The sequence below is a fragment of the Thermodesulfobium acidiphilum genome, assembly GCF_003057965.1.
GTDB lineage: Bacteria > Thermodesulfobiota > Thermodesulfobiia > Thermodesulfobiales > Thermodesulfobiaceae > Thermodesulfobium > Thermodesulfobium acidiphilum.
Genome location: NZ_CP020921.1, coordinates 333,201 through 350,693, shown reverse-complemented (window position 1 = coordinate 350,693; position 17,493 = coordinate 333,201). Strand labels below are relative to the sequence as shown.

The 17,493-nt window shown below is 36.5% G+C and carries 19 protein-coding genes; 1 reads left to right on the top strand and 18 read right to left on the bottom strand.

Annotation, left to right across the window (positions count from 1 at the left end; all coding sequences use genetic code 11):
* Nucleotides 1-7 precede the first annotated feature (7 nt).
* From TDSAC_RS01715 to TDSAC_RS01690, 6 genes are all read right to left on the bottom strand, one after another.
* On the bottom strand, nucleotides 8-622 hold the full coding sequence (locus TDSAC_RS01715; protein ID WP_199919849.1) for an L-threonylcarbamoyladenylate synthase: 615 nt from the start codon (nucleotides 620-622) through the stop codon (nucleotides 8-10).
* Between the two features lie 3 nt (nucleotides 623-625).
* Complete coding sequence (locus TDSAC_RS01710) at nucleotides 626-955, bottom strand: hypothetical protein (protein WP_108308414.1); 330 nt, start codon at nucleotides 953-955, stop codon at nucleotides 626-628.
* Nucleotides 956-999: 44 nt separating this feature from the next.
* Nucleotides 1,000-2,154, bottom strand: a complete 1,155-nt coding sequence (locus TDSAC_RS01705) for a cation:proton antiporter (protein WP_199919848.1) — start codon at nucleotides 2,152-2,154, stop codon at nucleotides 1,000-1,002.
* Nucleotides 2,133-3,113: a hypothetical protein gene (locus TDSAC_RS01700; protein WP_108308408.1), complete on the bottom strand. Its 981-nt coding sequence runs from the start codon at nucleotides 3,111-3,113 to the stop codon at nucleotides 2,133-2,135. The genes TDSAC_RS01705 and TDSAC_RS01700 overlap by 22 nt, the downstream gene beginning before the upstream one ends.
* A 99-nt stretch (nucleotides 3,114-3,212) precedes the next feature.
* A complete protein-coding gene (locus tag TDSAC_RS01695; protein ID WP_199919847.1) occupies nucleotides 3,213-3,806 on the bottom strand; it encodes an aminotransferase class IV in 594 nt (197 codons plus the stop codon).
* Nucleotides 3,790-4,797: an aminodeoxychorismate synthase component I gene (locus TDSAC_RS01690; protein ID WP_234405750.1), complete on the bottom strand. Its 1,008-nt coding sequence runs from the start codon at nucleotides 4,795-4,797 to the stop codon at nucleotides 3,790-3,792. The genes TDSAC_RS01695 and TDSAC_RS01690 overlap by 17 nt, the downstream gene beginning before the upstream one ends.
* A 126-nt stretch (nucleotides 4,798-4,923) precedes the next feature.
* On the opposite strand from TDSAC_RS01690, the gene TDSAC_RS01685 reads away from it, so the two are divergent.
* Nucleotides 4,924-6,096: a glycerate kinase gene (locus TDSAC_RS01685; RefSeq protein ID WP_108308403.1), complete on the top strand. Its 1,173-nt coding sequence runs from the start codon at nucleotides 4,924-4,926 to the stop codon at nucleotides 6,094-6,096.
* Between the two features lie 13 nt (nucleotides 6,097-6,109).
* Here TDSAC_RS01685 and TDSAC_RS01680 read toward each other — a convergent pair whose 3' ends face one another.
* The 12 genes from TDSAC_RS01680 to rfaD form a co-directional block, all read right to left on the bottom strand.
* Nucleotides 6,110-6,652, bottom strand: a complete 543-nt coding sequence (locus tag TDSAC_RS01680) for a 2-oxoacid:acceptor oxidoreductase family protein (RefSeq protein ID WP_108308400.1) — start codon at nucleotides 6,650-6,652, stop codon at nucleotides 6,110-6,112.
* A complete protein-coding gene (locus tag TDSAC_RS01675; RefSeq protein WP_108308398.1) occupies nucleotides 6,645-7,394 on the bottom strand; it encodes a thiamine pyrophosphate-dependent enzyme in 750 nt (249 codons plus the stop codon). The genes TDSAC_RS01680 and TDSAC_RS01675 overlap by 8 nt, the downstream gene beginning before the upstream one ends.
* 2 nt (nucleotides 7,395-7,396) lie before the next feature.
* Entirely contained in the window at nucleotides 7,397-8,449 is a 1,053-nt protein-coding gene (gene vorB / locus TDSAC_RS01670; RefSeq protein ID WP_108308395.1) for a 3-methyl-2-oxobutanoate dehydrogenase subunit VorB, read from the bottom strand.
* Nucleotides 8,450-8,473: 24 nt separating this feature from the next.
* Entirely contained in the window at nucleotides 8,474-8,698 is a 225-nt protein-coding gene (locus TDSAC_RS01665; protein ID WP_108308393.1) for a 4Fe-4S dicluster domain-containing protein, read from the bottom strand.
* Between the two features lie 3 nt (nucleotides 8,699-8,701).
* Nucleotides 8,702-9,367 carry a hypothetical protein gene (locus TDSAC_RS01660; RefSeq protein WP_108308391.1) on the bottom strand — a complete coding sequence of 222 codons (666 nt, stop codon included), beginning with the start codon at nucleotides 9,365-9,367 and terminating at the stop codon, nucleotides 8,702-8,704.
* The gene (locus TDSAC_RS01655; protein WP_108308389.1) at nucleotides 9,364-11,499 is read right to left on the bottom strand and encodes an acetate--CoA ligase family protein; all 2,136 of its coding nucleotides are present in this window, start codon (nucleotides 11,497-11,499) and stop codon (nucleotides 9,364-9,366) included. Before TDSAC_RS01655 ends, TDSAC_RS01660 begins: the two co-directional genes overlap by 4 nt.
* 8 nt (nucleotides 11,500-11,507) lie before the next feature.
* Complete coding sequence (locus tag TDSAC_RS01650; protein ID WP_108308385.1) at nucleotides 11,508-11,990, bottom strand: HyaD/HybD family hydrogenase maturation endopeptidase; 483 nt, start codon at nucleotides 11,988-11,990, stop codon at nucleotides 11,508-11,510.
* A gap of 153 nt (nucleotides 11,991-12,143) precedes the next feature.
* On the bottom strand, nucleotides 12,144-12,677 hold the full coding sequence (locus TDSAC_RS01645; protein WP_108308383.1) for a putative metalloprotease CJM1_0395 family protein: 534 nt from the start codon (nucleotides 12,675-12,677) through the stop codon (nucleotides 12,144-12,146).
* Nucleotides 12,678-12,782: 105 nt separating this feature from the next.
* Nucleotides 12,783-13,364, bottom strand: coding sequence for a Ni/Fe-hydrogenase, b-type cytochrome subunit (gene cybH, locus TDSAC_RS01640; RefSeq protein ID WP_108308379.1), 582 nt, complete (start codon nucleotides 13,362-13,364; stop codon nucleotides 12,783-12,785).
* 11 nt (nucleotides 13,365-13,375) lie between these two features.
* Complete coding sequence (locus TDSAC_RS01635; RefSeq protein ID WP_108308377.1) at nucleotides 13,376-14,938, bottom strand: nickel-dependent hydrogenase large subunit; 1,563 nt, start codon at nucleotides 14,936-14,938, stop codon at nucleotides 13,376-13,378.
* Between the two features lie 2 nt (nucleotides 14,939-14,940).
* Entirely contained in the window at nucleotides 14,941-16,011 is a 1,071-nt protein-coding gene (locus TDSAC_RS01630; RefSeq protein ID WP_108308375.1) for a hydrogenase small subunit, read from the bottom strand.
* Between the two features lie 348 nt (nucleotides 16,012-16,359).
* Nucleotides 16,360-17,283 carry an ADP-glyceromanno-heptose 6-epimerase gene (rfaD, locus tag TDSAC_RS01625; RefSeq protein WP_108308372.1) on the bottom strand — a complete coding sequence of 308 codons (924 nt, stop codon included), beginning with the start codon at nucleotides 17,281-17,283 and terminating at the stop codon, nucleotides 16,360-16,362.
* Between the last annotated feature and the right edge of the window lie 210 nt (nucleotides 17,284-17,493).

Below are 17,493 nucleotides of genomic sequence, written 5' to 3'. Positions count from 1 at the left end.
TTAAAAATTATTTCTTCGAAAGAACTCTCTCTAAAACACGCTTTTTTATAACCCCTTCTCTTAAAATCTCAACCTTGTTGTCTAACTTTATTACTGTAGAAGGAGCATAGTAGATAAGTTCTCCCTTTGCAAAAAAGTCTATTCTCTTTAACAGCGTTTTATCAAACTCATTTGGTAATAATGGATCGATTTTACCACTAATATTCGCACTTGTCCCTATAATAGGAAAATTTATATCTTCAAAAATTTTTGTTATTACTGGATGAGAGACCACTCTTAAGGCTAGAAAGCCGTCAAGTATAACTTTTTCAGAAAGATTAAAGTTAAAAACAATTCTTGATACTATGGTCAAAGGACCAGGCCAAAAAATAGTAGAAAGCCTTAAAAACGTTTCTATATCAACATATTTAAAATTACCCTTTTCAAGCAACCAGGTCAGGGAGGGAATAAAGATTGGAAAACTTTTATCTGGCAATCTTCTTTTCACATCAAAGATGCGCGAAGCAACCTCTTCAGATCTTGCATCCCCAGTCAGAGCAAAAAGAGTATCTGTAGGAACTATGCCAATTTTATAGCTTCTAATCAGATCAGAAATTCCAGAACTACAAAAACGCTTTTCCAAAATTTAAGCCATCCACTTTATATCTGTAGCAAAAGCAAAAAAGGTATCAGGTTTATTTGCCTCACCAAAAATCTTTTCAGCTATATCTTTAATCTCTTCAAGCTTTGAGTCATCTGACACAAAAAATAAAAATGTTTTCTCTTTAATCTCATTTGCAAACATAATCTTTTCAATTGATTGAAAAGCTGACTCCTCAGAAAGAAGGGTTGTTCTTCCAGAACCACTACAATCAAAAAGGGTGACGTACAGTATTTCAAATCTTGAAAGAACTTTTAAGAAGTCAGGCAATAAATCTTTATTATCAACTACCATAAACATGGCAACTTTACTCAACTTTACCTCCAAATTATTTTGGTTTTACTAAATAAATTATAACTTTATCCTGTTCTATAGAAAGCCTTTAATAGTATAGGAGTTACTACGGTAGTAAGTATCGCAACTACAATTAACACAGAAAAAACCGACTTCGAAAGAACACCACTCATTAAGCCAATTGTTGCGATTATTATAGCAACTTCTCCTCTCGAAATCATACCCACACCAACTCTTAAGGAATCCATAAAGCTAAATCTCGCAACAAGTGCTCCAAAACCACAACCAATTATCTTCGTTAAAATAGCAATCAAAAATATTACAAAAGCATAAAAGTAAAGCCCAATTTCCATACTACCTCTTTCTACATATAAGCCTACACTGAAAAAAAATATAGGCGCAAAAATTGAATAAGCTAGTGTGCTAATCCTATCAGAAATCCTCTCGTTATACTCTGTAAAAGAAACCATAACACCAAGCAAATACGATCCTGTAATAGCAGCAAGCGAACCAAAAACTTCAGCGGTCCAGGAATACAGTATTATTAGAACAATTGTACCAGCAATCAAGGGTCTTGAAACCTTTAGTTTTGAAAAAAAATCTAAATAGCGCTTAAGGAAAAGTTTTGCTAAAAGTGTGGCTACAAATAAATAGCTAAAAATTCTGAAGAGCAAAAAGTAAATATTCCCCCTCCCAAGTTCAAATGCTATTACTAAAGACAAAATAATTATCCCTAAAATATCGTCAATGATAGCTGCGCCCAATATCGTCATACCAACCTTGCTTCTTAATTTTCCAAGCTCCATCAATGTCTGTGCAGAAATACTTACCGAAGTAGCAGTCAAAACCGCCCCTACAAAAATTGATTCCGAAAGCTTAAAACCCGAATATAAAGAAAAAATAGTTCCAGCAACAAGAGGCAGTATAACCCCAAAACTTGCAGAAGAAAACGCAGCCCACCCAATACTTCTAAATTCTTTTAACTCAGTCTGTAAGCCTGCAAAAAACATTAAGAATATTACCCCTATTTCAGAAAACAAAGCTATAAAATTGTTCATATGAACAATATTTAACATTGAAGGACCAAAAATAAGTCCTGCCAGAAGCTCACCAAACACTGCAGGCTGACCAAATCTTGCACTTATATTTCCAGACAATTTTGAGAGAAACAGTATAAGAGCGAATATTGGAAGAAAATTTAAAACAGCTTCTCTTTCCAAATAAACCTCATTCCATAGAGATATCTTTTATAGACAAGATCCCCTATAAAGTAAAATAGAAAACAAAAAACTAAAACTGTCCTAAAATCAAAGAAATACATTTCTCCAATATATTTAAATATAAGATAGGTAGATACAGAAAAAAACAAATCTCCAAAAAAAATTCCGACAAAAAATGAAATAATTGAAAAGGCTATGTATAAATATGGATAATAAGCGCCCGTCACATTCATAACAAAATCAGAAAACATTTCTATATAGCCATAATGTGCCACATACCCAAGAAGTACACAAAGAAGTAAGAAATAAAACACCCCACTATTTGTAGAATACATATCAATTTTCACAGCATTTATATCAATTTTAAACCTCAAAAATCCAATAATAACAAAAATTAGAGCTGCCACACCAATCACTTGATCAACGTAGGTGTAAGTAATCGAGAGAGTAGTAAAAATAAACATATAAAACAAGAATTCCCCTTCTTTTAAAGCCTTCATTACTTCAAATCTATGTTCTTTTAAAATGTAGACTAAATAGAAAATCAAACTTGCAATCATCAAGGGATAGAAGAAATAAAGATACGAAAGGTAATCCACCCCAGATACACAAAAAAAGTACAGAATAGGAATAGAAGAAAAAGGAAATAACCATTTTGAAAACAAACTGGTTATTTTACCATCAGACTCCCCCATATCTAAAAATATTTTAGCAAAAAAGAGAATATTTTCTTTGCCGTTTGCAATATTTTCAACACATGTTCTCACAAAGGACAGGGATAGAAGTGCTAGCAAAAAATTTAGATCAAACAAATAATATATTGGCAGAACCTGATAGCTTCTAGTAGCAAGCACGATACAAGCAAACAGGGCAAGTGAAAGAAAAGGTCTAAGTTTTAATCTAGAAAAAATCAGTATCGCTATATTTACATAAAATAAAATTAGTAATATCTGCTGCATCTATTCTCCCACAATCTTTTGAATATAATAGGCATTTTAACACAAATTTAAAAGTTTAAAAAAACAACCTGCAAAATACAGTTCTATATGCGCCAAAGCCTATACTGTTATGCTTTTCACATTCATACAAATCTCTCCTAAATCAAGCATTGAGTTTAGCAAAGAAATCTTTTCAAAGAAAAAAATTTTGTCAACTGTAATTTCAGCTTCCTTCAAAATACCTTTGTCTAAATAAAACTGTCTTTTAGTCCCATTTAGTAAGTAGCTTTCAGGCGTATACCATACACCATTTTTGTAAAATGCAATATTAGAATAGGAGGTATCAGTTACAAAATTATTTTTAACTATCAAGATCTCTTCAAAACCTTTACAACACTTTTTTAAATTATCAAAGATTCTTCTGTCAGAAAATTTATAGCTATAGTCTATCTGATTAGAAAATATTAACCTCAAAGATTCCAGCCTTTTAACGCTATACCTGCTAATGTCTATACTTTCCACTTTTTCACCATAAATAATCCTACACTTATAAATACCTCTACCAAAATCTTCTGGATCAGGCAGTGTTCTTTTAAGATCTATATTAGAAGTTCCAAAAAATTTTTTCTGTGTTATATCAATTCTCCTCTGATGATATTCAAGATTAAAGTAATCAGAATTATGTAATTTTATTGTTTCAATAAATTGGCACATATATTTTCTCAATCAATTCTTTATACTCTTTGTTAACGTCACTATATATAGTTATTCCACCGCCACTCTTAAAAAACAACTTATTTTCTGTTTTTTCTATAAACCTTATTAATACATAACTTTCTAAATTACTACCATCGAAATATCCTCCAACTCCTGTATAATACCCTCTTTTATATGTTTCTACTTCTTTTATCTTTTTCACAGTAGCCTCTTTTGGAGCCCCACTGATTGAACCTGCGGGGAGCAAAGAGACTATTATATTGCCCAACCTTTTTTTATAGTCATCTCCTAAATAGCCACGTATTTCAGAACTGGTTTGATAAATTTCTCCTTTAATAGTTTTTATTTTTGAAAAGAATCTAAATCTTTTAACCTTGATTTCGTCAGCAACCATTCCCAGATCGTTTCTGATCAGATCTACAATCGTAGCATGTTCTGCAAGCTCCTTTTCATCACTCTTTAAAATTTTTCTTGCATTTGGCATCCTTGCATCTATCGTCCCCTTCATTGGATAGGCAAATATAAACCCATCTCTGATTTTAATAAATATCTCAGGCGAGAAACATGTAAATAAATCGTCAACGTATAGCTTAAACGCGGATCTACTCATCAAAAATATTTCAAATAGGCTAAGATTCGTACTAATCTCAGTTTGAAAAGTTAGATTTACCAAGTATGAGTGCCCATCTATTTCATACTTTTGAACTGATTCAAAAGCTTTCTTGTATTCTGTCAAAGAAATTGGCTTACTTTCAAATACTATTTCCTTGTTGCTTCGTTTGTTTTGATAGCATTCTTCATAATTCTTAAAGTCATTGATATTAAAATAAATCTCTTTTGAGAAAAGTCTATCCCCATAAAAAAGTTTGAAATCATCTACCTCAAAATCCACAATAAAAAAAAATGGGATTGATTTTAAGGATAAAAAATTAACCTGTCTGATAAATTCATCCGCACACAAAAACATAAAATTTATTCTACAGACCAAAAATACTGCTGTAAATACCCAAACTCAAAATAGGACATAGTTAAATACATGTGTTATGATTTATTTAAACAAAAATTAAAACTTTATAATTAGGGAGGAAAGAGAATTTTTTTCTCTTTATAGAGCATGAATAAAATTGTAATTGCTCCTGACTCATACAAAGGTTGTCTTAACGCACTTGAAGTTTCTAAAGCAATTGAAAGTGCTTTTCTGGAATTTTACCCAAAAATAAATATAGTTAAAGTTCCAATCGCAGACGGGGGAGAGGGCACTGTCGATGCATTGGTAACTGCTACGAATGGAAAGTTTATGTATAGCGAGGTTTTAGATCCTTTAGGCCAAAAAATAGTTGCAAAATGGGGGATATTAGGAGATGGTACCACTGCTATTATCGAGATGGCTTCAGCCTCAGGGCTTCCACTGCTCCCAAGGGAAAAGAGAAATCCTTATATCACTTCTACTTTTGGCACAGGACAACTTATATTATCAGCTTTAGATGCAAATTGTAAAAAAATTGTTATTGGCATAGGTGGTAGCGCTACAAACGATGCCGGGGCTGGAATGGCAAAGGCACTGGGAGTAAAATTCTACGACATCTCTGGAAATGAATTAGAAGAAGGGGGATATGCACTGCAAAAATTATCAAATATAGATATTTCAAAGATAGATCCACGCATAAAAAATACTGAGATTCTTGTAGCATGTGACGTTGATAATCCCCTGTGCGGACCTCGAGGGGCATCGGCTGTATACGGCCCACAAAAAGGTGCAACTCCTGAAATGGTAAAGGAGTTAGACATTGCTCTTTCAAACTTTGCCAAAATTGCTCGAAAAGTAACAGGAAAAGACGTCAAAGACGTCCCTGGTTCGGGAGCAGCAGGAGGACTTGGTGCAGGTTTAATGTTATTTGCCGGAGCTTCCCTTGTCCCTGGAGTAAAGTTAGTTCTGGAAATTACTCATTTTGACAACATTGTAAAGGATGCAGATCTTGTCATAACTGGAGAGGGCAATACAGATTTCCAAACCGCCTTTGGAAAAGCGCCAGTGGGAGTTGCAAAAGCAGCTAAAAAGTACAATATACCAGTAATATGTATCTCGGGAGGACTTTCAGAGGGCTACGAATCAGTTTATGAAAGTGGCATTGATGCAATAATAAGCATATCAGCAGGACCAATCTCGCTGGAAGAGTGCATACTAAAAGGAGAAAATCTACTAAAATCTGCTACAAAAAGGCTTATAAGAACGTTGAACGTAGGAATGCTTATAGAAAAAAGAAGCGGCCAAAATAAACGTTTTTAGCCGCTCAAAATTTTTAACCCTTTACAGTTTTCACTCCAAGATCTAGTGCCTGGTAATTTAGCGGCAAGAGGTGATGATATTTGCTGGAGAAAACTTTTGGAAGCACTTCCTTTATACTATCTACAGGCATAATGTTTGACACTCCTATATAAGCTCCAAGCATAATCATATTTGCTAACTGAGGCTTCCCCAACTGGTTTGCAAGATGGTTTATTTCAATCCCAACTACCTTCGAAGCCCTATCAGAAACTACCTTTTCTTTTATCAAAGAAGCGTTATACATCAATATACCGTTTTCTTTTAACATTGGAGAAAATTTCTCAAGCGAAGGCTGATTCATAATAATCAAAGAAGTAGGTTCATCTATATATGGCGAAGATACTGCTTCGTCAGATATGACTACCATACAGTTTGCAGTACCGCCTCTTTGCTCAGGCCCATAACTGGGAAGATAGCTTACTTCTTTACCGAAATTGAGCCCTGCATACGCGAGAACCTGACCCATAGTCATAACCCCTTGTCCGCCAAAACCTGCGATGATTAATTCCTCAGTCATCCAGACCTACCTCCTTATAAACTCCCAGCGGAAATTGCTTCGCCATGTTCTCTTCTACCCACTTTGCAGCCTCTACCGGTGGCATCCCCCAACCCGTTGGACAGGCACTCAAGAATTCTACCAGAGAAAAGCCCTTTTCTTGAAGCTGATATTTGAAGGCTTTTCTTACAGCATTCTTTGCCTTAATAACGTGTTTTGAAGAAGATACCATCACTCTTTCCACATAAGCTACGCCATCAAAAGGCGCAAGCATTTCAGAAACCCTTATAGGATAACCCTGTTTTTTTACATCCCTTCCAAACGGAGTAGTAGCAGTTTTCATTCCAGGCAAGGTAGTTGGCGCCATCTGGCCTCCAGTCATCCCGTAAATTGCGTTGTTAACAAAAAATACACATATATTTTCGCCCCTTGCAGCAGCATGAACTATTTCAGCTGTACCAATAGCTGCAAGGTCCCCATCCCCTTGATAAGTAAGAACAAATTTGTCCTTCGACACCCTTTTTATTGCCGTTGCTACAGCAGGAGCCCTGCCATGTGCAGCTTCTGAAACGTCTGTATCAAAATACTCATAAATATAAACAGCGCAGCCTACTGGTTGTACAACAATTGTCTTCTCTCTTAGGTCAAATTCATCAATTGTCTCCGCTATTAACCTGTGAATTATACCATGGTGACATCCGGGACAATAGTGAAACTGTTTTCCCGTTAAAGATCTGGGTCTCTCAAGGATTTGATTGGACATTTCTACATGCCCCCTTCCAGAAGGGATTTTAGTTTAAGATAAAGCTCATTTGGCGATGGGACTACTCCACCAGCCCTTCCATAAAACTTTACTTCAATATCATCTGGCACCACGCGCCTTACGTCTTCAAGCATCTGACCATAACTCATTTCACTAACAAACACCAGTTTTGACTTCCTGGACGCACTCTTCAAGGCATCTTCAGGAAACGGCCAAAGAGAAATCGGCCTGAAAAAGCCTATTTTTTTCCCTTCATTTCTTAACCTCTGAACAGCACTTCTTAATATCCTTGCCACAGTGCCATAAGCTACTGCTAGAACATCCATATCATCAAATATATCCTCTTCAAATTTTATTTCCTCATTAACATTCTTAAATTTTTCCTGCAAAATTAAATTATGTTCCTCCAGGGTCTTGGGGTCAAGGTAAAATGAAAGCACCTTATTTGCGCTCCTACCTTTGGCTCCTGTAAGTGCCCAGCTTTTAACAGAGGGTTTACTTAAGCCATGCTCTGGAAGACTTACCGGTTCCATAATCTGCCCAAGCGCTCCATCTGCCAGAATCATCACCGGATGCCTATACTTTTCAGCTATATCAAAGGCGCCATAAACCAAAGATGCAGCCTCCGAAACAGACGAAGGAGCAAAGGTAATTAATTTATAATCACCATGCCCTCCACCCTTTGTAGACTGAAAATAATCACTCTGAGAAGGCTGGATATTCCCAAGACCAGGCCCCCCTCTCATCACGTTTATCAAAACAGCAGGAAGTTGAGCTCCTACTAAATAAGATATACCTTCTTGCATCAGACTAACTCCGGGACTGGAAGATGAAGTCATAACCCTCACTCCTGCAGCCGCAGCTCCATAAACCATATTTATAACTGATACTTCACTTTCAGCTTGCAAAAAGACTCCTTTAACTTCTGGCATTCTCCTGGACATATAGTGTATTAACTCTGTTTGAGGAGTAATAGGATATCCAAAATAAGCGTAGCATCCAGCCCTTATTGCAGCCTCAGCCATAGCTTCTGTTCCTTTCATTAAAACTCTCATAATATCCCTCCTTTACAAAACAAATTATTTTTCTACCTCTACTTTCTCATCTCTATAGACTGTAATTGCAATATCAGGACATACCATATAACAAAAGCCACAGCCTTTACACTCTTCTCCAACGAACTCGCTTACTCTATAGCTCTTTGAATTAAACTTTTCACCAATTCTCAAGTTTCCAAAATTACAAGCTGCTACACATAGACCACAGCCTTTACATCTCTCCTCGTCAATTATCACCCTTGCCATTATTTAGAACCTCCCTTCTTCCCACGGATAAAGTAACAAAGGACTTATTGGAATATAGTCTTTGAAATATTTTATAAAATCTTCTTGAACAAACCTAAAAAGTACATCAAATTCCAGTTTTTCAGCAATTTCATTTGCTAGCTTCTCTCCTAAAAGCATCTCCTCCAGGGTAGAACCTTCACCTAAATAAAGATTTATTATCAATTTTTTAAAAATAAGCTTACTGGATTTCTGAATAGAGTTAATAGTTTCTTTTACTGCTTCATAAGAGTTCGAAAAGGGTCTGAAGGGGTTCAAGACAAAAATAGGAACAGTATTTCTTCTCATTAAAATATCGTTCAATGACCCAAGTACAATAGCTCCATCACTATTTCCTCCGATATCTATAACCAAAAACCTGTTTTTTTCTTCAATTATACTTCTAATTTTATAAGCAACAATGGGCATATCTATATTGATAAATTCATCAGGAATGCTGATTATCTCAAAAGGTAGTTCAAGTCTCTTTTCGAATCTTACATGTCTAATCGTTCTCATAATCTTAACGTTATCAAGGTCTATAACTGAAACTGGCCTGTCCTTTGAAAAAATCTCGCCTAATTTCAAAACGATTTCTGATTTACCAGATCCGGCCTCGCCACAAAGAACGTAAATAGGGTAATCGTTCATTTTGACAAAAGCATTCTGGAATCCACTATAACCACAGAGTCTTTATACGCAAACACCGGGTTAAATTCCATCTCTTTGATTTCAGGATGTAAATACATTATTTGTGAAAACCTTACAAGTAATTCAGCTATCTTTTCCTGATCAACAGGATCCTCCCCTCTAAAGCCAGTTAAAATATTATACGATTTCAACTCTTTTATCATAGACATAGCAATTTGTTTTGTTATCGGAGCGATTGCAAAAACCACGTCTTTTAAGACTTCAACATAAATGCCGCCTAAACCAAACATTACTACAGGACCAAAGTATTTATCATTAAAGCCGCCAACAATAAGCTCTATGCCTTTCTTTTCCATCTTTTGGTACGATATTCCCATCACCTTTGCAGCCGGATCGTATTTTTTTGCATTCTCAACAATTTTTTTGTATGCATCAACTAATTCATCTTTTGATTTTATCCCTAGAATTACTCCTCCAGCATCAGTTTTGTGGATTATCTCATGAGATACTACTTTGGCAACGCCAGGAAATACAATGTTTTTAGAATTAAGAATATCATCAATACTGGCAAAAAAATAACTCTTAGATAAAGGCATTTTATAATTATTTAAAAATTCAGAAAGGTTAGGTTCTATTAAAGAAATTTTTTTCGACTTTAGAGCTTTTGAAATTATAACATTTGCCTTCCTGGAAACTTTTAAAGATAAATCCGAAGCGTTCCAACTGTCCTTTTCCTTCAACTTTGTATATAACGAAGATATGTACAACGAATCAACACAATCAATAATATTGTTATAAACCAACATCCCTTTTTTTTCTAACTTTAACTTTACTCTATTGGTATAATTTCCACCAATCATAATTGAATAATAAGGTTTGGAACTTGTTATGATTTCCGCCGGAAGAACATTTACTATCTTTTCGTCCATACCAGGAACCTGTATGAGATTTATCCCCAATACAGCATCAACATTTTCATCTGCTTGAATAATCTTTAGAGATTTAACGAAATCATCTTCTGTTCCCGAACCTGTAATATCTACTGGATTGTTGACACTGGCAAAAGCTGGCAAAAAGCTTTTTAATTTTTTTTTCGTGGAATCTGACAAATTAGCCATCTTAAAGGATTTTTCAATAGCATAGTCCGTTGTCATAACACCTGCACCGCCGCCATTTGTTAAAATAGCTATTCTGTTACCCGTTACAGGACCAGACTTTACTAAAGCTTTAGCTGCGTTAAATAGTTCTCTATAGTCTTTAACCAAAATCAATCCTGCTTGTTTGCAGGCGCTCTTGAAAAGCAGACCACTTCCTGCCATGCTTCCAGTATGAGACGCTGCAGCCTTTGTTCCCTCTTCAGTAAGGCCTGATTTCATAATTAAAATTGGCTTTCTCTTAGATGCCTTACTTGCCTTTTCAAAAAAAGCTCTAGGATTATCTACACCTTCTATATAAAGACAAATTACCTCTGTATCGTCATCTTCAATAAGATAGTCAATCAGGTCAAGTTCGTTTACGTCTACCTTATTTCCATAGGAAACGCCTTTAGAAATGCCAATCTTTTCTGACGCAGCCCAGTCCATTATAGCTGCAAGAAAAGCACCGCTTTGTGACAAAAAAGCTATACTTCCTGGACCAGGTCTTGCCTGTTTCTGTTTAGAAAGAAATGAAGTGTCAAGTCTGGATTTGGCATCATAAATGCCCAGACAATTTGGGCCAATAATTCTCATCGAATATTTTCTTGCAATTTCCAATAATTTATCTTCTAAATCCTTCCTCCCGACTTCTTTAAAGCCCGAGGTTACAATAACAACACCTAAACAGCCAGCCCTACCAGCATCTTCTAGAACGATTGGTACAATGTCTCTTGGCACAGAAATTATTGCAAGATCTATGGGTTCAAACAGATCTTGAAGACTAGCATAAGTTCTCATTCCCAAAATTTCTGTTGCATTGGGATTGATTGGAAAAACCTGACCCTTAAAGTCCAGAAGATTTTCAAGGATAGTGTAACCTACCGATCCAGGCTTCCTTGAAGCCCCCAATACAGCTACATTTCTTGGATTAAAGAAAAAATCAAGTTCTAAGTTTTTCTCTATGTTTTCACTTGATGGGTACACTAAAGCGTTCACTTCCTCTCTTACAGTGAATTTTGATCTTTGTTAGAAGCTAAAAAGTTATCGATTTCCTCTACAATAAGCTTAACTAATCTTGGTAGTTTTTCTTTTACTGGTTCACTAAGCTCCATTGAAAACTCCAGGTTCATTGGCTCCATACCGAAAAATATGCTCCTTTTTGGCTTTTTGCCAACGAACTCAGCTAAACTCAGCGTTTCTGGAATCCCTATTTGGTGAGGAGACAACGCAATACTCTTTTGATATTTCATCTCTTCAGGTTTATACTTATAAATTGTGCCAGGTTTATTCCCTCCCCTAACGGCATCAACAAATATTGCGAAATCTACCCCTTCAAAATAAACTATCAAATCAGGACCGCTTGTACCTCCTGCCAAAAGATCAACCTCATCTGGCAAAGAAACCTTTTTTAATTCTTTTATCACATGTACTCCTAATCCATCATCTCCCTGCAACTCATTTCCAATTCCTATTACCAATATTTTCATACATTCCCCTCAAATCAAGATTTAACCCCTAATAAATGAAAACAAATTTATTATGAATTGGTTTTTTATTTTTGTCAAATAAATTAAATTAACAGCTTTAATTAAATGTAAAAAAAATTATAAATAAGTTCGAATATATTGTGTGCTTGGTACTTATAAAATGGCATTTATATTTTTTTTATTGTGATTTCCTGAAATAGCTGATTGCAATTTATGACTCTCTATAATAGCCTTTTGTTCCTGGGCCTGCATAATAATCATCTGTGCTTGAGATGCCACAGTATAATCCTGACTAGAAGGCTCAGCAGGTGCTAGGGCAGCTCTAATAACCGTTTGCATCTTTTGTATTGTAGCATCTGGATTGTTTGGCACGGGAGAAACGTCAATTGTCACATCGCCGCCAACAGCATACAGCTTGCCATCAGGTCCAGTAACGTACACGTAATTAGGGCCAGATGCAGCTAACCCTCCAGAAGCAGCAATGTGGGCTTGTTCATGAGCCCTAACTTCTTGATCCCTTTTTCTCAATTGCTCTATTTCTAGTTCAACCTGGGCAGAAAATTTCTGTTTTAGCGACGAGACCAGACTGGAACCTGAACTATTATTCAAATTAGCTATGTTAGATACACTGCTATTTCCAGAGGAACTAATAACACCAGGCATTGAAACGTTACTCGCCTCCGACATCTTACTCCTCCAAAGAAGTGAGTATCATACCTAAAAACTAATTATATTATACTAAAAAGCCCCGGATTTATAAAACACATCCGGGGCAAAAAACTAAATTTAAACTTAATCCTTTTTAGCAATACCAAAAAACATGAGCGGTACCTGATCCCATGCTTCTGTAACAGAAAGATAAACGTGACCAATTATAAATATAATGAACGCAAACATACCAAAATAGTGCCACAGTCTTAAATAATACAAACCTCCAAAGAAGTGTACTACACCAGAAAAAGCGCCTGTTGGCCACAAAAGAGCAAAGCCAGTAGTTGCCTGGAAAATAAAAAGTACAATCAAAAGCCAACTATAAGCTACTTTCTGAAGTGGGTTATACTTTCCTGTATGGGGATGAGGACCTAAGAAAAGATAATACTTGATTTGTGGAATGATGTTTTTAAAATCTTCCTTCGTATACGCAAACTCTCTCCAATCCCTATCTGAACCAGCAAAAGCAAAGTAAATCCTAAATATTGCATTTAAGATCCAAATATATGCCAGCGAAAAGTGAAGCCATCTAAGAGCGCCCATCCATCCTGGTGCAAATGGGCTATGAATATACCATCCAGATATAATAAGGCCTAACATGCACAGCAAATTAATCCAGTGCATAACTCTTTGTGGCAGTGGATGATCTTCTAAACGCGCCATAGTATACCTCCCTACTCCACAACAAACTTCAAGATGCGGTTACTCTCTGGATGGATAATGTGAACTGCACATGCAAGACACGGGTCAAATGACCTGATGTTTCTTACAACATTTATTGGGTTTTCTGGGTCTGGCACGGGAATTCCTATCAGGGATTGCTCATATTGGCCACGAACGTTGTTGGCATCTCTGGGAGAAGCGTTCCATGTAGTAGGAACTACCTGCTGATAATTCTTTAACTTCTTCCCCTCAATTATCGCCCAGTGACTCAAAAATCCCCTTGGTGCCTCAACAAAGCCAAAACCCCTCGCATTATCTGGTGTGGGCTTGTCATCATTAACAATCAGTGGTCCCTTACCCATTAACGAGGCAAGTTGATCTACCCACTTCATAACGTTCTTTGACACGTCTACGGCTTGATAAGCTCTTGCAGCATGGCGAGCTAAAAATCCTGGTTTGATATTTAGTTTTGTAACAATATCCATAAACTCTTTCGGCTGAACCGTCATAGCCCAGGCAAGTGGGCCCACTTCATAAGGCTTTCCGTCGTAACGTGGAGCCTTTAAGAAGCTGTATGCACCCTCTTTCTTGAGGTTGAACTTGGTCTCGCCCTCAAATGGTTGGAGAAGTGGTTGATTATTCGAATAATCATACCAGGAGTGGGCTACTGATTCAGCAATCTTCTGACCATCAAGAGGTTGTACTGCACCTAGATTGCCATCTGTAACTACGCCGCCCTTCCACAAGAAATCCTTACCGCTATTGTCTAGAGGAAATTCTGGTCCTGAAAGATAATTGTTATATCCACCTCCAAGTCCTGCCTGACCTACAGGAAGAAGAGGTCCTGATCCAAGGAAGAGTATGTCTTTCCAGTAAACGTTTTGCACGAAATCAATTACCTTTGCAATATACTCTTTATACTTTACCAGATCTTCAAGATTCGGATGATATGTAACTCCGCCCTGGATTACTCCTGCTTGGTGAGGTGATTTCCCGCCAAATATTGCTATGCACTTTTGGGCAATAGCTCTTGCCTCAATAGCCTGCAGGTAGTGGTGAACAAGCGTTGTAACTATTTCTGGATCTGTAAGAGTATATTGATCGTTTTTATATGTAGGCGTAAATGGCGAAGTATCGTTCGCCTTGACAAGCGCTACAATCTTATCCTTTATAGCCAGTAGCTTTGGATCATTCCCTTTATAACCTGCAACTGCTGTAATATCGATATAATCAGGTGCATTTAGGTTATAAAAGATCTGGATATGATCTCCCATATATAAAGCTGCAAGCATAAGATTCCTAAGAAGTATACCTGCCTCTGGAACTTTACAGCCATATGCCATATCTAAAGCCCTTGAAGAACATAGCCCATGTACCATAGTGCAAACGCCACAAGATCTCTCTGTGACGTAAATAGCATCCATTGGCTGTCTACCAATAAGCATGGCTTCAAACCCTCTTGCCATTGTGCCTGACGACCATGCGTCCTTAACTACGCCATTTTCAACCTCAACTTCTATCCTCAAATGCCCTTCAATTCTTGTAACTGGATCTATAACAATTTTGTTCGCCATAGTTACTTATCTCCCTCCTTCTTCTTGCCAAATACAGAGCGGCCAACAAGGTGGGCAGCAACTCCTAGCGCAGTCACAGCTGCAGCTACCGTGCCTACTGTTTCAGATGGCACTCCACCAATACCTGGCAAATTAACGTCATTTGACTTCTCATAAAGAGGAGAGAACCCAGCATAAAATTCGGGCTGAGAACATCCAGCACAAGGAGCACCAGCTTTTATACACCAGTTTACGTTGTCATTAAAACCTCTTGAGGGACAATCGCTAAAAGTGAATGGTCCCTTACAACCCTTTAGATACAAACAGTATTCAGCCTGACTTGGATCACCATAATTAGTTACGAATTCGCCTCTCTCAAAGTGTCCCCTTCTTGGACAATTGTCATGAATGAGGGTCCCGAAAAACATTAGAGGTCTCTGGTGAATGTCAAGCGGCGGAGCTTTCTTAAAAGTAAGATAATAAACAAGGGTCCCCGCAAGATGATCTGGATTACATGGGCACATTGGAAGGTTTATAACCTTTTCCTTTCCAACAATATCGCTTACTCCTCTGCCCTTTGAAGGAGTTGCTTGCACTACACCGCCCCAGCTAGCACAGGAGCCTAGCGCTATGACTACGGCAGCGTTTTTATAAGCTTCTTTAAGTGTCTCGACTACTGGCCTTCTGGCAGGATTAGTATCGCTCATAGTCCCTGCCGTGCAAAAAAGAGGATCTGCAGTTGGTATCGAACCCTCAACCACCAAAACGTATCCTGGAGTCTTCATAGCTTCATCCAAAGCCTTGTCGGCAACATATCCACTACCAAACATAAGGGTCTCGTGATACTTCAAACTTATGGTATCAAGAATAATCTGTGCAGGAGTAGGTTCTGTTAAATTAAGGAAAGCTTCTGAACAACCAGCACAGTCTTGAGCCTCTAACCATATTACAGGAGCTTTTTTACTTGCGTTTTCGACTGCATCAGCAATCTTTGGAGCAAAAGATTCACTCAAACCTAAATATACGGCCATCGCCGCACAGGCTTTCATAAAATCCCTTCTACTAACCTTATTCTTAGCCAAATTAGATAACAAAAAACAACACCCCCTTCATGAAGGTAAAAATTCTTGGAGCAAATAACAAAAACGTTGTTTTCCTGTTACCCCTCCTCTCTTTTTATGAGAGTTGTTGATAAAATCCTGTAAGGCAAATCCCTTCATAAGACTTACCCAAGAGTAATTACCTTGATTAGATATTATATAACAAAATTTGAATTTTTTATAAATTCAGATAATTCAAATATTTTTTCTTTTTATAATACTTGAGCTTTTATATCCGGAATAAATAGAATTAATATACTTTACAAGTAAAATATCACTTTATTCAAACCCAGAATCACTTTCTAAAAACTTGACTAAGTTGTGTTTTAAGCCTTTAAAAGCTTAGAATTTATCTAGATAATTTATATATTCTTTTATGCCTGTCTCAAGATCATATTCTGGAATATACCCAAGAAAAGACCTTGCTCTTGAAATATCAGCCTGGGTCAAATTCTGATAAAAGTCATATGGGCAATCAAAATATTCTACATTGATATCCTTTTTCGTAACATCAGAAATAATCTTTACAATATCGTTAAATGACCTTGCTATTCCTGTAGCTATATTAAATATACCAGATACGTCACTTTCCATGGCTTTTATGTTTGCATTTACTACGTCTTTTATATACACAAAATCCCTTTTTTGCTCACCATATTTAAACAATCTTGGGTTTTGCCCCTTTTTAATTCTCATAAACATTTGCCTTATCATACTTGCATATTCACCTTTAAAATCCTCACCTGGACCATACACGTTAAAGTACCTCATACCGCAAACCTGGATATCAGGATTTATTTTCATAAACTTAAGCGCAATCATATCCATTGCATATTTTGAAAAACCATAAACGTTTTCTGGCACCAGGCCTTCATCTTCTTTTTGCGGCGCAGGTGAATTTCCATAAACTGCAGCGCTTGATGCATAGATCACCTTTGATTTAGAACACTTTGCTAGATCAAGCAAATATTTAAATGACTCTGCATTTACTCTCATAACTAAACCTTGATCTAAGACCCTTGTGTCAGATATAGCACCTTCGTGGAAAATAACGTCAAATCTATAGCTCTTTAACCTTTCCCAGACTTCTTTGAGAGAAATGTCGGCAGTTATCACTTCTCCTTTAAAACCCAGAAGATTTTTAAAATGACCTCCAGAAGAAAAGTCATCTAAAGCATATATTTCATAAGTAGGAAAGTGATTTTCAAGAGCCTTAACTAAATTAGAACCTATAAAGCCCGCTGCTCCAGTAACTAAAATTCTCAAAGTATCAACCTCTTTTCAATTTTTTAGTAAAAATTTAATTTTTTAAAGAATATTATATATCATAAAAAACCTGCAATTAAAGTTAGCCTCAAAATAAAAAATAAAAATTGTTGGCAAAATTTTAAAATTATCTAATAAAAATAAAGGCAATTTTCTAACTAAATGTTAATAAACATAGTATAATATATGATATATTAAGAAAAATTTAAT

What these genes read in the sequence shown, in the direction of transcription:
- vorB (WP_108308395.1), bottom strand. Translation starts at nt 8,449, where the DNA reads ATGAGAGTTTTAATGAAAGGAACAGAAGCTATGGCTGAGGCTGCAATA.
- TDSAC_RS01660 (WP_108308391.1), bottom strand. Translation starts at nt 9,367, where the DNA reads ATGAACGATTACCCTATTTACGTTCTTTGTGGCGAGGCCGGATCTGGT.
- TDSAC_RS01635 (WP_108308377.1), bottom strand. Translation starts at nt 14,938, where the DNA reads ATGGCGAACAAAATTGTTATAGATCCAGTTACAAGAATTGAAGGGCAT.
- TDSAC_RS01675 (WP_108308398.1), bottom strand. Translation starts at nt 7,394, where the DNA reads ATGTCCAATCAAATCCTTGAGAGACCCAGATCTTTAACGGGAAAACAG.
- TDSAC_RS01680 (WP_108308400.1), bottom strand. Translation starts at nt 6,652, where the DNA reads ATGACTGAGGAATTAATCATCGCAGGTTTTGGCGGACAAGGGGTTATG.
- TDSAC_RS01665 (WP_108308393.1), bottom strand. Translation starts at nt 8,698, where the DNA reads ATGGCAAGGGTGATAATTGACGAGGAGAGATGTAAAGGCTGTGGTCTA.
- cybH (WP_108308379.1), bottom strand. Translation starts at nt 13,364, where the DNA reads ATGGCGCGTTTAGAAGATCATCCACTGCCACAAAGAGTTATGCACTGG.
- TDSAC_RS01685 (WP_108308403.1), top strand. Translation starts at nt 4,924, where the DNA reads ATGAATAAAATTGTAATTGCTCCTGACTCATACAAAGGTTGTCTTAAC.
- TDSAC_RS01695 (WP_199919847.1), bottom strand. Translation starts at nt 3,806, where the DNA reads ATGTGCCAATTTATTGAAACAATAAAATTACATAATTCTGATTACTTT.
- TDSAC_RS01700 (WP_108308408.1), bottom strand. Translation starts at nt 3,113, where the DNA reads ATGCAGCAGATATTACTAATTTTATTTTATGTAAATATAGCGATACTG.
- TDSAC_RS01645 (WP_108308383.1), bottom strand. Translation starts at nt 12,677, where the DNA reads ATGTCGGAGGCGAGTAACGTTTCAATGCCTGGTGTTATTAGTTCCTCT.
- TDSAC_RS01650 (WP_108308385.1), bottom strand. Translation starts at nt 11,990, where the DNA reads ATGAAAATATTGGTAATAGGAATTGGAAATGAGTTGCAGGGAGATGAT.